Origin of the sequence: Prevotella pallens ATCC 700821 (assembly GCF_000220255.1) — a bacterium.
Lineage (GTDB): Bacteria > Bacteroidota > Bacteroidia > Bacteroidales > Bacteroidaceae > Prevotella > Prevotella pallens.
Genome location: NZ_GL982513.1, coordinates 2291388 through 2306298, shown reverse-complemented (window position 1 = coordinate 2306298; position 14911 = coordinate 2291388). Strand labels below are relative to the sequence as shown.

Annotated in this window: 12 protein-coding genes and 5 tRNA genes; all 17 read right to left on the bottom strand. The window is 38.9% G+C overall.

The features are described from left to right. Positions 1-75: 75 nt before the first annotated feature. Positions 76-4440, bottom strand: coding sequence for a DNA-directed RNA polymerase subunit beta' (rpoC, locus tag HMPREF9144_RS09125; RefSeq protein WP_006045681.1), 4365 nt, complete (start codon positions 4438-4440; stop codon positions 76-78). 25 nt (positions 4441-4465) lie between these two features. After that, a complete protein-coding gene (rpoB, locus tag HMPREF9144_RS09120) occupies positions 4466-8275 on the bottom strand; it encodes a DNA-directed RNA polymerase subunit beta (protein WP_006045680.1) in 3810 nt (1269 codons plus the stop codon). Between the two features lie 157 nt (positions 8276-8432). Continuing rightward, complete coding sequence (gene rplL, locus HMPREF9144_RS09115; protein WP_006045679.1) at positions 8433-8810, bottom strand: 50S ribosomal protein L7/L12; 378 nt, start codon at positions 8808-8810, stop codon at positions 8433-8435. 55 nt (positions 8811-8865) lie between these two features. After that, on the bottom strand, positions 8866-9384 hold the full coding sequence (gene rplJ, locus HMPREF9144_RS09110) for a 50S ribosomal protein L10 (protein WP_006045678.1): 519 nt from the start codon (positions 9382-9384) through the stop codon (positions 8866-8868). Positions 9385-9402: 18 nt separating this feature from the next. Further along, a complete protein-coding gene (gene rplA, locus HMPREF9144_RS09105) occupies positions 9403-10095 on the bottom strand; it encodes a 50S ribosomal protein L1 (RefSeq protein ID WP_006045677.1) in 693 nt (230 codons plus the stop codon). 21 nt (positions 10096-10116) lie between these two features. After that, positions 10117-10557: a 50S ribosomal protein L11 gene (rplK, locus tag HMPREF9144_RS09100; RefSeq protein ID WP_006045676.1), complete on the bottom strand. Its 441-nt coding sequence runs from the start codon at positions 10555-10557 to the stop codon at positions 10117-10119. A gap of 46 nt (positions 10558-10603) precedes the next feature. Beyond that, positions 10604-11149, bottom strand: a complete 546-nt coding sequence (nusG, locus tag HMPREF9144_RS09095) for a transcription termination/antitermination protein NusG (protein WP_006045675.1) — start codon at positions 11147-11149, stop codon at positions 10604-10606. Between the two features lie 13 nt (positions 11150-11162). After that, positions 11163-11363 (bottom strand): preprotein translocase subunit SecE, encoded by a 201-nt coding sequence (secE, locus tag HMPREF9144_RS12950; protein ID WP_370992408.1) that lies wholly within the window; start codon positions 11361-11363, stop codon positions 11163-11165. A gap of 15 nt (positions 11364-11378) precedes the next feature. Further along, positions 11379-11451 (bottom strand) — tRNA-Trp (locus tag HMPREF9144_RS09085). 48 nt (positions 11452-11499) lie between these two features. Next, a complete protein-coding gene (gene tuf / locus HMPREF9144_RS09080; RefSeq protein ID WP_006045674.1) occupies positions 11500-12690 on the bottom strand; it encodes an elongation factor Tu in 1191 nt (396 codons plus the stop codon). A 70-nt stretch (positions 12691-12760) separates the two neighbouring features. Continuing rightward, a tRNA-Thr gene (locus tag HMPREF9144_RS09075) sits at positions 12761-12832 on the bottom strand. A gap of 7 nt (positions 12833-12839) precedes the next feature. Continuing rightward, positions 12840-12912: transfer RNA gene (locus HMPREF9144_RS09070), tRNA-Gly, on the bottom strand. Positions 12913-12996: 84 nt separating this feature from the next. Continuing rightward, positions 12997-13078: transfer RNA gene (locus HMPREF9144_RS09065), tRNA-Tyr, on the bottom strand. Positions 13079-13090: 12 nt separating this feature from the next. Then, positions 13091-13164, bottom strand: a tRNA-Thr gene (locus tag HMPREF9144_RS09060). A gap of 101 nt (positions 13165-13265) precedes the next feature. Next, positions 13266-13562, bottom strand: coding sequence for a ribosome hibernation-promoting factor, HPF/YfiA family (gene hpf / locus HMPREF9144_RS09055; protein ID WP_006045673.1), 297 nt, complete (start codon positions 13560-13562; stop codon positions 13266-13268). A gap of 13 nt (positions 13563-13575) precedes the next feature. Then, on the bottom strand, positions 13576-14466 hold the full coding sequence (locus HMPREF9144_RS09050) for a tyrosine recombinase XerC (RefSeq protein WP_006045672.1): 891 nt from the start codon (positions 14464-14466) through the stop codon (positions 13576-13578). A gap of 72 nt (positions 14467-14538) precedes the next feature. Next, complete coding sequence (rpsU, locus tag HMPREF9144_RS09045) at positions 14539-14730, bottom strand: 30S ribosomal protein S21 (protein WP_006045671.1); 192 nt, start codon at positions 14728-14730, stop codon at positions 14539-14541. Between the last annotated feature and the right edge of the window lie 181 nt (positions 14731-14911).

Genomic DNA, 14911 nt, shown 5'->3' with positions numbered 1-14911 from the left:
TCTAGTAGAGGAAAACAATAACGGTTCGTAGGCAATGTCTACGAACCGTTATAATTGTAATTTATAAGTCTTGTTTTAAGATTTAGCATTCTCTTTGTCAGAGAAGTCTATAATGCTTTTCTTATTAGCTTCTAAGCGTATATGTTCTTCTTGAGAGCCAACTATAAGCTTTTGCCACTGACGAAGACCTGTACCCGCTGGAATGAGGTGTCCACAAATAACGTTTTCTTTCATTCCCTCGAGCGTATCACTCTTACCACGAATTGCAGCCTCATTAAGAACTTTAGTTGTTTCTTGGAACGAAGCAGCTGACATAAAGCTCTTTGTGCCAAGCGCAGCGCGTGTAATACCTTGCAACATCTGTGTTGCAGTGGCTTGAACAGCATCGCGCACCTGAACGAGTTTTAAGTCGCGGCGTTTAAGATTAGAGTTTTCATCGCGTAATTTACGTACAGACAGAATCTGTCCTTTATAGCAATATTCAGAATCGCCGGGGTCGGTAACAACCTTTTTACCCCAAATGCGATCGTTCTCTTCTAAGAAGTCGAGCTTATCAACAAGCTCTTGTTCGAGGAAAGTAGTATCGCCAGAGTCGTCAATTCGCACTTTGCGCATCATTTGACGAACGATAATTTCGAAGTGTTTATCGTTAATCTTCACACCTTGTAGACGATAAACGTCTTGTACTTCGTTTACAATATATTCTTGTACAGCCGTAGGACCTTTAATAGAAAGAATATCGGCAGGTGTTATGATACCATCTGAAAGCGGAGTTCCTGCTCTCACAGCATCGTGTTCTTGAACAAGAATCTGTTTTGACAAACTAACGAGATACTTCCGTTGATCGCCGGTTTTAGATGTAACGATTATTTCGCGATTACCACGTTTAACTTTGCCCATTGTAACTTCACCATCAATTTCGGAAACTACAGCTGGGTTAGATGGATTACGTGCCTCGAATAGTTCGGTTACACGTGGTAAACCACCTGTAATATCGCCGGCACCACCTACAGAGCGAGGAATCTTAACAAGCGTTGTACCTGTAGTAATTTCTGCTCCATCTTGAACTATTTGCTCTAAGTGTCCACCAACAGGAAGGTTGTAAGTACCAAACACATCTTCTGGAGCATACTGCCCGCCAGCACCTTTTTTAGCACCTGCACGCACAACATCAACAGTAGGAACAAGCGATTTATCGCGCGATTCTGTAATGATGCGTTCGGTAAGTCCTGTTGCATCGTCGGTTTCAGCTTTATAAGTAGCCCCCTCTACAACATCGTGCAAACGAAGTACGCCAGAATATTCGCTAACAATGACAGCATTGAATGGGTCCCAACGGCAAATAAGGTCGTCTTTCTTTACTTTATCTCCACTCTTAAAATAGAGAGAACTTCCATAAGGGATACCTTCCGTTAAGAGAACAATACCAGTATTGATATCAATAAAGCGAATTTCTGCCAAGCGACTTACTACTTTTTGACATTCGCGATCTTCATCGTCAACAAATGGAACTGTACGAAGTTCATCGAATTCAATTTTGCAATCGTTCTTCGCAATGATAGATGCATTGGCTGCAGCATTAGAAGCAATACCACCAGCGTGGAATGTACGAAGTGTAAGCTGTGTTCCAGGCTCTCCAATAGCCTGTGCTGCGATAACTCCGACCGCTTCACCCATCTGTACCATACGAGCTGTAGCTAGGTTGCGACCATAACACTTTTTACATACACCACGTTTGCTCTCGCAGGTAAGTACAGAACGAATTTCAATCATTTCGAGCGGAGATTCGTCAATAGCTTTTGCTTTAGCCTCTGTAATTTCTTCGCCCGCAGCAACTATTATCTCACCCGTAGAAGGATTAATAACATCGTGTACAGATACACGACCGAGAATGCGTTCGTAAAGAGAAGCAATAACTTCGTCTCCACTCTTCAATGCTCGACATTCAAGTCCGCGAAGCGATCCACAGTCTTCTTCTGTTATAATAACATCATGGGAAACGTCTACCAAACGGCGAGTTAGATATCCTGCATCGGCAGTTTTCATAGCCGTATCGGCAAGACCTTTACGAGCACCGTGTGAAGAAATAAAATATTCGAGCACAGACATACCTTCCTTAAAGTTTGAAAGAATAGGGTTTTCTATAATCTGTGCACCCTCAGCACCTGCTTTTTGAGGTTTTGCCATCAAGCCACGCATACCAGCAAGCTGTGCAATCTGGTCTGCAGAACCACGAGCACCAGAGTCAAGCATCATATAAACAGCGTTAAAACCTTGGTCAGCCTCAGTCATGTGTTTCATTACGCTTGCTTTCAGGTTGTTGTTTACGTGAGTCCACGCATCAATTACCTGGTTATAACGTTCCTTATCGGTAATGAATCCCATTTCGTAATTAGCCTTAACCTGATCGACCTCAGACTGTCCCTTACCTACAATATCAACTTTCTCGCTTGGTACAATTATATCGTCCAAGTTGAATGAAAGACCTGCAGTATAAGCCATACGGTAACCAAGATTTTTGATACCATCAAGGAAAGCACATGCACGTGCCATACCAACAGATTTGATAACATCTGCAATCAATCCGCGTAGCGATTTCTTAGAAATAATACCATTGAAATAGCCTACTTCTGTTGGAATAATCTGATTAACAATGATTCGACCAACAGAAGTTTCTACCATTCGTTTCTGAAGTTTACCATCAACGAGGTCATCGACAATAACCTTTACCTGTGCATGGAGGTCGCAATGTCCTTCGTTATGAGCAATAATTGCTTCTTCGGCACCATAGAAACATAATCCTTCTCCTTTAGCCCCTGGACGAATCTTAGTGATGTAGTAGAGACCTAATACCATATCTTGAGAAGGAACCGTAATAGGTGCACCGTTAGCAGGATTTAATATATTGTGGCTCTGGAGCATTAATATTTGTGCCTCGAGAATAGCCTCATTGCTTAATGGGAGGTGAACAGCCATCTGGTCTCCATCGAAGTCGGCATTAAATGCAGTACAAGCCAATGGGTGTAACTGGATAGCTTTTCCTTCAATAAGTTTAGGTTGGAAAGCTTGAATACCAAGACGGTGAAGGGTAGGAGCACGGTTGAGAAGAACTGGGTGTCCCTTCATTACATTTTCCAAGATATCCCAAATAACAGGTTCGCGACGGTCTACAATCTTTTTGGCGCTCTTTACGGTCTTCACAATACCTCGTTCAATGAGTTTGCGTATAATGAATGGTTTATAAAGTTCGGCTGCCATAAGTTTAGGTAGACCACATTCGCCCATCTTCAGCTCTGGTCCTACAACAATAACAGAACGAGCAGAATAGTCTACACGCTTACCAAGAAGGTTTTGACGGAAGCGTCCTTGTTTACCTTTAAGAGAGTCTGATAAAGATTTTAAAGGGCGATTGCTTTCGCTTTTAACAGCAGAAGACTTACGGCTATTATCGAACAAAGAATCTACTGCCTCTTGCAACATTCGTTTTTCGTTACGGAGAATAACGTCTGGTGCTTTTATCTCAATAAGGCGCTTCAAACGATTATTACGAATGATTACACGACGATAAAGGTCGTTCAAATCAGAAGTTGCAAAGCGTCCTCCATCAAGTGGTACTAATGGACGAAGTTCTGGAGGGGTAACTGGTATAATCTTCATAATCATCCATTCTGGACGATTTATACCTTCTGATTGACGGAATGCTTCTACTATTTGTAATCGCTTTAAAGCTTCTGTTTTGCGCTGCTGACTAGAATCGGTTGTTGCACGGTCGCGAAGCTCACCTGCTAAACGGTCGAGGTCTATATTAGCTAACAAGTCGTAAATAGCTTCAGCTCCCATCTTTGCAATAAATTTCTTCGGATCAGAGTTATCCAATCTCTCGTTACCTTCTGGTAAACGGTTATCAAGAATATCTAAGTATTCATCTTCAGATAAAAGATCGAATTTATGAGAACCATTTATTTCTTCTCCTGTATCTGAGTACTTCATATTCTCAACAACACCAGGTTGAACAACAATATATTTTTCATAATATACAACGCTGTCCAACTTCTTAGTTGGGAGACCTAACAAATAGCCAATTTTATTAGGCAGACTGCGGAAATACCAAATATGCGCTACTGGGACTACAAGTTCGATATGTCCAGCACGCTCACGGCGTACTTTCTTTTCTGTAACTTCTACACCACAGCGATCACAAACGATACCTTTATAGCGGATACGCTTATACTTTCCACAAGCACATTCATAGTCTTTCGTAGGACCAAAAATACGCTCACAGAATAAGCCATCACGTTCAGGTTTATAAGTACGATAGTTAATCGTTTCTGGTTTGGTTACTTCTCCAAACGAATTTTCAAGAATTTCTTCTGGAGAGGCTAATCCTATTGTGATCTTGTTAAAATTACTCTTAACTTTATTATCTTTCTTAAAAGCCATGTTTTTTTAATTTTGGGTGTGCAATTTAATCAAGTTTAATGCTTAATCCAAGACCACGAAGTTCGTGGAGTAATACATTCAACGACTCTGGAATGCCAGGCATTGGCATAGGTTCGCCTTTGACAATAGATTCGTAGGCTTTAGAGCGCCCTACAACATCATCTGATTTTATTGTCAGTATTTCTTGTAATACATGTGAGGCACCGAATGCTTCGATTGCCCAAACTTCCATTTCTCCAAATCGTTGTCCTCCAAACTGAGCTTTACCGCCCAATGGCTGTTGTGTAATAAGAGAATATGGACCGATGCTACGTGCATGCATTTTATCTTCAACCATATGTCCTAACTTAAGGAAGTAGGTAATACCCACAGTTGCAGGTTGATCGAAACGCTCACCAGTTTCTCCATCATAAATATAGGTAGAGCACATAGGAGGTAAGCCAGCCTTATCGGTCCATTCTTTTAGATCAGCAAGTTTAGCTCCATCGAATATAGGTGTAGCAAACTTAACACCTAGCTTATAACCCGCAGCACCGAGAATAGCTTCGAAAATCTGACCAAGATTCATACGCGATGGCACACCCATAGGATTTAATACTAAGTCTACAGCTCTACCATCTTCAAGGAAAGGCATATCTTCTACGCGAACAACTTTCGAAACAATACCTTTATTACCATGACGTCCGGCAAGCTTATCACCTACCTGAATCTTACGCTTCTTAGCAATATAAACTTTAGCCATCTGTAATACACCTGATGGAAGTTCGTCTCCTATGGTTATAGAGAACTTCTTACGTTTAAGTTCAGCATCCATCTGCTTATACTTACGAATGAAGTTCATAATAAGTTGCTGAATTAAGAAGTTAGTATGCTCGTCGTCTGTCCAACCATTAGATTGAATACCTTCGTAATCGAGATTCTTCAAAGCTGCCATTGTGAATTTTGCACCTTTAGTTATAATCTCAGCATTCGAATAATCTTTAATTCCTTGTGAAACTTTATCTTCTGTTAGTTCTAAGAGCTTATCGACAAGCAAACTCTTTAAATCATTTATTTTAGCTTCTTGTTCTTCATCAAGGCGTACTAAAGTTGCTTTATCGTGTCGTTTGCTCTCACGGGTCTTAATAGCACGAGCAAATAGTCTCTTATCGATAACAACGCCACTCAAAGATGGATTAGCTTTCAACGAAGAGTCTTTCACATCGCCAGCTTTATCTCCGAAAATTGCTCGCAATAACTTCTCTTCTGGTGAAGGATCGCTTTCACCTTTTGGAGAAATTTTACCTATCATAATATCGCCTGGTTCAACACGTGCACCAATACGAATAATACCGTTCTCATCAAGATCTTTTGTAGCTTCTTCACTGACATTTGGGATATCAGATGTAAACTCTTCTACGCCGCGCTTCGTTTCACGAACCTCAAGTGAATATTCATCAACATGCACAGAAGTTAGAACATCTTCGCGCACCATTCGTTCAGAAATAACAACAGCATCTTCATAGTTATAACCTTTCCATGGCATATAAGCTACTAAAAGATTTCGTCCAAGTGCCAATTCTCCATTCTCAGTAGCATAGCCTTCTGTAAGAATATCACCTTTCTTTACACGCTGTCCTTTATTACAAATTGGGCGGAGGTCCACAACCATATTTTGATTAGTGCGACGGAATTTAGAAATACGATATTCCTTTAATGCAGGTTCAAAACTAACAAACTCTTCCTCTTCTGTGCGATCATAGAGAATTCGGATAGTTGTTGCATCTACATAATCAATAATTCCATCGCCTTCGGCTGTTACCATTGTTCTGGAATCTTCACAAACTTGTTTTTCCAAACCAGTTCCTACAATTGGGGCATCATTATGTAACAACGGAACAGCTTGACGCATCATATTACACCCCATCAATGCACGGTGTCCATCATCATGTTCTAAGAATGGAATCAATCCAGCAGATACAGAAGCTATTTGCTGTGGAGCAACATCCATAAGAGCTACTTGGCTTGGTTCTACAACTGGATAATCTACGTCTTGACGACACTTCACATTATCACGGATAAATGTTCCATCTGGATTCAATGGCGCATTTCCTTGTCCTACTAGAAGATCTTCTTCTTCTTCAGCTGTCATATAAACAACATGTTCGTTGTTCAAATCTACTTTCGAATTAGTAACCTTTCTGTATGGAGTAACAATGAAGCCAAGATCATTAATCTTTGCATAAAGACATAATGAAGATATCAAACCAATATTAGGACCTTCAGGTGATTCTATAGGGCACAAACGACCATAGTGTGTATAGTGAACATCACGAACTTCGAAACCTGCTCTTTCGCGAGAAAGACCACCTGGACCTAAAGCAGAAAGACGACGTTTGTGTGTTACTTCCGCCAATGGATTTGTTTGATCCATAAATTGGCTTAATGGATTTGTACCAAAGAAGGAGTTTATGACACTTGAGATTGTTTTTGCATTAATCAAGTCTGTTGGTTGGAAGACTTCATTATCGCGGACATTCATTCGTTCTCGAATGGTACGACTCATTCGTGCTAAACCGATAGAGAACTGATTGGCCAATTGTTCTCCAACTGTACGGACACGACGATTAGATAAGTGGTCTATATCATCAACTGTTGCATTTGAATTTACAAGATTTATCAAATACTTAATGATAGCGATTATATCGTCTTTCGTCAGAACACGGACATCCATATCTGTATCAAGTCCCAACTTTCTATTTATTCGATAGCGTCCTACTTCGCCTAAATCGTAACGTTTATCAGAGAAGAAAAGATTCTGAAAAACTTCGCGCGCACTTGCATCATCGGCAGCATCAGCATTACGCAACTGTCGGTAAATATAATTAACGGCTTCTATTTCAGAGTGACTAGGGTCTTTTGCTAGTGTATTAAAGATAATAGAATATTTATTGGCAACACTTTCGTCTTTATGCAAAAGAATAGAAGACACGCCACTTTCGAGAATAATATCCAGATTTTCGTCAGTGATTTCTGTCTCACGTTCAACAACAACCTCATTGCGTTCAATAGAAACAACTTCACCTGTGTCTTCATCAACGAAATCTTCGTTCCAACTCTTCATTACATTACCAGCCAACTTACGTCCTAAAGCGGCCTTCAGGTTTTTCTTATTTACCTTTATTTCTTCACACAGATCGAAAATCTGTAATATATCCTTATCAGACTCAAAGCCTATTGCCCGAAGCATAGTTGTTACAGGCAATTTCTTTTTGCGGTCAATATAAGCATACATTACATTATTTATATCAGTAGCAAATTCAATCCATGATCCTTTAAAAGGTATAATACGCGCACTATAAAGTACAGTTCCATTTGCATGAACTCCTTGTCCAAAAAAGACACCTGGAGAACGATGCAATTGTGAGACAACAACACGTTCAGCACCATTAATGATAAAAGTACCATTGTCTGTCATATATGGAATTGTACCAAGAAATACGTCTTGGATAAAGGTCCCAAAATCTTCGTGTTCTGGATCGGTACAATAAAGCTTCATTTTGGCTTTCAATGGTACACTATAGGTCAATCCCCGTTCTAAACACTCTGCAATAGAATAACGTGGAGGATCTATGTAGTAATCCAAAAATTCAAGAACGAAGTTATTACGCGTATCAGTAATAGGGAAATTCTCTACGAAAACCTTATATAAACCATCTTCTTTTCGGTTCTCTGGAGGTGTATCGAGTTGTAAGAAATCTTTAAACGACTTTAACTGTAAATCTAGAAAATCCGGATATGGATACGGATTCTGCACACTGGCGAAGTTTATTCTGGGTTTATTCTCTGTTGCCATATTATATTTAGTTATGCTGCGATTATAATATCACAAGCAATAGATAAGTAAGAAAAGATACAAAATGGTTAGAACTCACCTACTTGGTAAATTCTAACCATATCTTTATAATTTATGCTTTTACGTAATTATAAAAGCAATTCTCTCCCGAAGAATATTACTTCAACTCAACCTTAGCGCCTTCTGCTTCAATCAACTTCTTCAAGTTTTCAGCTTCAGCTTTAGCTACACCTTCTTTAATTGTAGAAGGAGCACCATCAACAAGGTCTTTTGCATCTTTCAAACCTAAGCCACAAGCTTCCTTAACAGCCTTAACAACCTTAAGTTTGTTTGCACCAGCATCAGTAAGAACAACGTCAAATTCTGTCTTTTCTTCTGCTGCAGCAGCTGCACCACCTGCAGCAGGACCAGCAACTGCTACGGCTGCAGCAGCAGGCTCAATTCCATACTCGTCCTTGAGGACAGTTGCTAACTCATTTACTTCCTTAACAGTAAGATTTACTAATTCTTCTGCAATAGCTTTAATATCTGCCATTTTATTCTTATATTTTAATTTATTCTATTTATAATTTTATTTTTTGACTTTACTTTTATTCAGAACGTTCGCCTAAAGTCTTAAGCACACCGTGAATTGTACTTGCTCCAGATTGGAGAGCTGAAACAACGTTCTTTGCTGGAGATTGTAACAAAGCCACAACGTCAGCAATAAGTTCATTTTTACTTTTAAGAGCTGCTAATTCTTCAAGCTTATCGGCTCCAATGAACATAGATTCTTCAGCATAAGCTGCTTTTAAAGCAGGAATACCTTCCTTCTTATATTCTTTTAGAAGCTTAGCAGGAACATTAGCTATGTGTGTGAATAGTATTGCTGTATTTCCCTTTAAAGCTCCATAAAGAGGTTCGTAATCTAATTCTGCAGCTTCGAAAGCTTTATGTAATAGATTGTTTTTAACAACAATCATTTTTATCTCGCTCTTAAAGCATTTCCGACGGAGAGAACTTGTAGCACTAGCGTTTAATCCAGTAACATCCACAAGATAAAAATGTGGATACTCTTTCAACTTCTCACCAATCTCAGCAATTATAGTATCTTTTACTTCTTTTTTCATCTTTCAAACTTTTTAGAGTTATTCAGCTGATTTAGGATCAATCTTGATACCCTTACTCATAGTACTTGAAATAAAGATACTCTTTATATATGTACCTTTAGCAGCAGCAGGTTTCAATTTTACAACGGTTGAAATAAATTCCTTTGCGTTACCAAAGATTTGTTCAGCAGACATACTGATCTTACCTATTGATGTATGAATAATACCAGCCTTATCTACTTTAAAATCTATTTTACCAGACTTTACTTCTTTCACAGCTTTCGCTACATCCATTGTAACTGTACCGCTTTTAGGGTTAGGCATTAAACCACGAGGACCAAGTACACGTCCTAAAGGACCAACTTTACCCATACAAGATGGCATCGTTATGATTACATCAACATCTGTCCATCCTGCGTTAATCTTTTGGATATACTCATCAAGACCAACATAATCGGCACCTGCTTCTTTAGCAGCAGATTCCTGATCAGGAGTACAAAGACATAATACACGAGTTTGTTTTCCAGTCCCATTAGGCAATGTAACTACACCACGAACCATCTGATTTGCTTTACGTGGATCTACACCTAGACGAATATCAACATCTACAGATGCATCAAATTTCGTTGTTGTAATCTCTTTAACAAGTTTAGATGCTTCTGTTAAAGTATATGCCTTCCCTAATTCAACCTTCTCAGCTACTGATTTCTGATTTTTTGTCAGTTTACTCATTTTTACTTTTGAAGTTTAATATTATTTATTAGGGAAGTCCCCTTTTACTGTTATTCCCATACTACGTGCTGTACCAGCAATAAGTCGCATTGCGCTTTCTATTGTAAAGCAATTGAGATCTGGCATTTTATCTTCAGCAATAGTCCTAATTTGATCCCAAGTCACAGAAGCGACTTTCTTTCGATTTGGTTCACCTGAACCACTCTTTGCTTTTGCAACCTCAAGCAGCTGAATAGCAGCTGGAGGTGTTTTTATAACAAAGCTAAAAGACTTATCGTTATAGTATGTAATAACAACTGGAAGAACTTTCCCAGCTTTATCCTGGGTACGGGCGTTGAATTCCTTGCAAAATCCCATTATATTAATACCCTTAGAACCTAAAGCAGGTCCTACAGGAGGAGAAGGATTTGCAGCGCCACCTTTAATCTGTAATTTGATTAATCCAGCAACTTCTTTAGCCATTTTTTGTTTATTTTAAATGATTTATATAAGAGGAATCTCGTAACATTTATTCCTCTTTTGATACTTGCATAAAACTTAGTTCTAAAGGATTTTGTCGTCCAAATATCATAACCATAACCTTCAGTTTATGTTTCTCAGTATTCACCTCTTCAATGATACCATGGAAACCACTGAATGGTCCATCAATCACTTTAACCGACTCACCAACAGTATAAGGGTTATCTTGTACCTCTTCAAGTACAGAATCTTCTGCTCTGCCAAGTAAACGATTCATTTCAGCTTGGCGAATTGGAGTTGGTTCTGCAGTACCTCCAAGAAATCCTAACACGTTAGGTATAAAACGAAGTATAGATGCCACTTCTGAGTTCATATTAGCCTGTACAAGTATATAACCTGGAAGACTTAATTTCTCAGTAATGACACGTTTACCATTACGCAACGAAGCATAACTCTCTGTTGGTAATAATGTATCAAATACCCGTTCTGCTAACTTCTCATTCTGCCGTAATTCTGCATCAATGTATTCTTTCACCTTTGCTTCTTTACCGCTGATTGCACGAAGTACATACCATTTCTTTTCTGTATCAGCCATTCTCCCTAATACTTTAGCGATAAACAAATCCCATCACATGCTGTGATATAAAATCAAAAACAAACACAACAAGCGCAATGACTAGGGAAGCAGATAATACTACCATTGCACTATGTGTTAGCTCGGCACGTGTTGGCCACGTCGTTTTATGCGCAAGTTCATTGTAACAATCCTTGCAGTATTCTAAGAATTTTAAAAATATTCTTTTAAGCATATTATCTTCTTTAAGCACGGGTTGAAGGACTCGAACCCTCGACACCTGGTTTTGGAGACCAGTGCTCTACCAACTGAGCTAAACCCGTATATAGATTCCCATTACTGGGAATCTATTTATATTATAGGTATATGAATTAATCTTCGTAAACCTCTGTAATCTGACCAGAACCAACAGTACGACCACCTTCACGGATAGCGAAACGCAAACCTGTATTTAGTGCTACTGCGTAAATCAGTTCTACAGTAATTTCAACATTATCACCAGGCATTACCATTTCAACACCTTCTGGCAATGTTATTTCACCTGTACAGTCCATAGTACGGAGATAGAATTGAGGACGATACTTGTTTCCGAATGGAGTATGACGACCACCTTCTTCTTTCTTCAAGATATATACAGATGCTTTAAATTTCTTGTAAGGTTTAATCTGACCTGGGTGGCAAAGTACCATACCACGTTTAATTTCTGCCTTATCAATACCACGAAGAAGCAAACCTACGTTATCACCAGCGCGTCCTTCGTCAAGAAGCTTACGGAACATTTCTACACCAGTTACTGTAGACTTCTTATCCTCACCAAGACCAAGCAATTCTACTTCATCACCAACGTGAATTACACCAGTTTCGATACGACCAGTAGCAACTGTACCACGACCAGTAATAGAGAATACGTCTTCGATAGGCATCAAGAATGGTTTATCTGTAGCACGTGGTGGTTCTTGTATCCACTCATCTACAGTGTCCATTAATTCCATTACTTTATCTACCCACTTATCAACACCGTTCAATGCGCCAAGAGCAGAACCACGAACGATAGGAGTGTCTTCTTCAAAGTCATATTGCTCGAGGATTTCACGAACTTCCATTTCAACAAGTTCAAGCATTTCTTCATCTTCGACCATATCACACTTGTTCAAGAAAACAACCAAACGAGGAACGTTTACCTGACGAGCGAGCAATACGTGCTCACGAGTTTGTGGCATAGGACCATCAGTAGCTGCAACAACTAAGATAGCACCGTCCATTTGCGCAGCACCAGTTACCATATTCTTTACATAGTCGGCGTGTCCAGGACAGTCTACGTGTGCATAGTGACGTTTAGCAGTCTCATATTCAATGTGAGCAGAGTTGATAGTAATACCACGCTCTTTTTCTTCAGGTGCATTATCAATCTGATCAAAAGACTTAACATCTTCGGTACCGAAGCCCTTTTCGTGAAGGACCTTAGAAATGGCAGCTGTCAATGTAGTCTTACCGTGGTCTACGTGACCAATTGTACCAATATTTACGTGCGGCTTGGTACGTTGAAATGTCTCTTTAGCCATAGCTTATTGTTTAATTTTAAATGAATAATCTTTGTTTTTCTTTCTTATCTGCAATAGGACAGAAAAGTAGAGCTGTAACTGAGAGTTGAACTCAGGACCTCTTCCTTACCAAGGAAGTGCTCTACCACTGAGCTATTACAGCAAGAGTGAGCGGAAAACGGGGCTCAAACCCGCGACCCCCAGCTTGGAAGGCTAGTGCTCTATCAACTGAGCTATTTCCGCATTTACCGTTTTCTATTAGAAATTGAGAGTTTATTGGCTCAATTAATATTAATAGTTCTAACGGATAAGTACACTTTACTTATGTGGGTAGTGATGGATTCGAACCACCGAAGCTAGAAGCAGCAGATTTACAGTCTGCCCCATTTGGCCACTCTGGAAACTACCCAAGCCTTTTTTGAGCCTCTTGTCGGATTCGAACCAACGACCCCGAGATTACAAATCACGTGCTCTGGCCAACTGAGCTAAAGAGGCGATTGCAGCCATTTGACTACTCGTATTTACAATTACTCGTAAAACGGCTGCAAAGATACGGCTTTATTTTTTATCTTCCAAAAAAATGGAGATTTTTTTTATTACTTTCTTTGTTTTTCTTTTACTTTCGTGAGTTGAACCTTCATTGCATCTACGCACAAGTCTACTCCTTCTTCAAAAGTATCACAAGTTTTTTCTGCAAACAACTTATTTCCTGGTATAAAAACCGTAAAACTTGTTGTTTTATTCATAGCTACAGCAGGTTTCTCAATCTTCAATTGCACCTCTACTTTCTGAATATCTTCATAAGTTTTCGATAGTTTTTCAACTTTCTTGTTAATGAAAGCATCTAATTTTTCGGTAGTTTCAAAATGAATTGATTGAATTTTAATATCCATAATTACCTCCTTTTTATTTAAGGTTTGCCCTTGGGTGGGCTTCTTTATACGTTTCTTTCAATTGTTCGAAAGTTACGTGTGTGTATATTTCTGTCGTTGCGATGCTTTTATGTCCGAGCAATTTTTTCACACTTCCCAATTCAGCTTTATGATTTAACATTGCTGTTGCGAATGTGTGTCGCAGCACGTGTGGCGATTTTTTCTTTAACGTTGAGACTTTTGCTATATTCACTTTCACCATTGTTCTTACTTGACTTGTGGTTACTCGTTTTCCTTTTTCGGTTATGAATAGAGCATTTTGCGTTTCCGTTTTTGGATTTCGGTTTTGCAAATATGTCATTAACGTTTCTTCGAGTTCTGTTCCGAATGGAATAATGCGTTGTTTATTACGTTTTCCCGTTACTTTTAGTTCGTGGGTTACGAAATTCACATCTTCTAAATTTAATCCCACTAGTTCAGAAACTCTGACGCCAGTTGAATAGAATGTTATTATTATGGTACGCGCGAGTACATCTTTATATTTATCTGTCCACATTCTTGGATCTATAAGTCTATCCATTTCTGTTTCTTTCAGAAATTGTGGAAGAACTTTTTTATTTTTAGGTCCTTGAATATTATAAGTGGGATCAGATTCTACAAATCCTCTCTTTAATGCATACCGATAATATGATCGCAGGGCGCTTAATCTTCGATTTACAGAAGAAGGGGCATTCCCTTTATCCATCATATTTTCTATCCAATCTCGAATAATGTCTCCATCAACATCTTTCCAAGACAAATCGGCTTTTAACTTTCCGAAGAATAATTTGAACTGTTCTAAATCAGCTTTATAATTATCTACTGTTTTTTGCGAATAATTTCGCTCTAACCGTAGGAACTTCAAAAAGTTTTCTATGCTCAACATCGTCGCAATATTTAACTCTTGGCAACGAAGTTACGAAATATTATTTGAACTACCAAATTTTCTACAGAATTTTTATTCTTCTGCGTCGCGAAGATGCTGTACATAGATGGCACGTTCCATCTTTAAGCGTCTTTTAACAGAAGGTTTGTCAAACTGTTGACGAGAACGAAGTTCTTTTACAACACCTGTCTTTTCAAACTTTCTCTTAAATTTCTTGAGTGCTCTTTCGATGTTTTCACCATCTTTAACTGGTACAATAATCATGCTTGTTTGTTTTATTTTTAATTATGTTAAACATTAACTAAACGGCACTATGCCATTTTAGCGGTGCAAAATTACTGCTTATTTTCTTATCTGCCAAATAATTGGCTATTTTTCTCTGCTTAAGTTTCATTGGGTCAATGAAATAAGTATAAATTTCACTGGTTAATTGTGAAAATGTGGC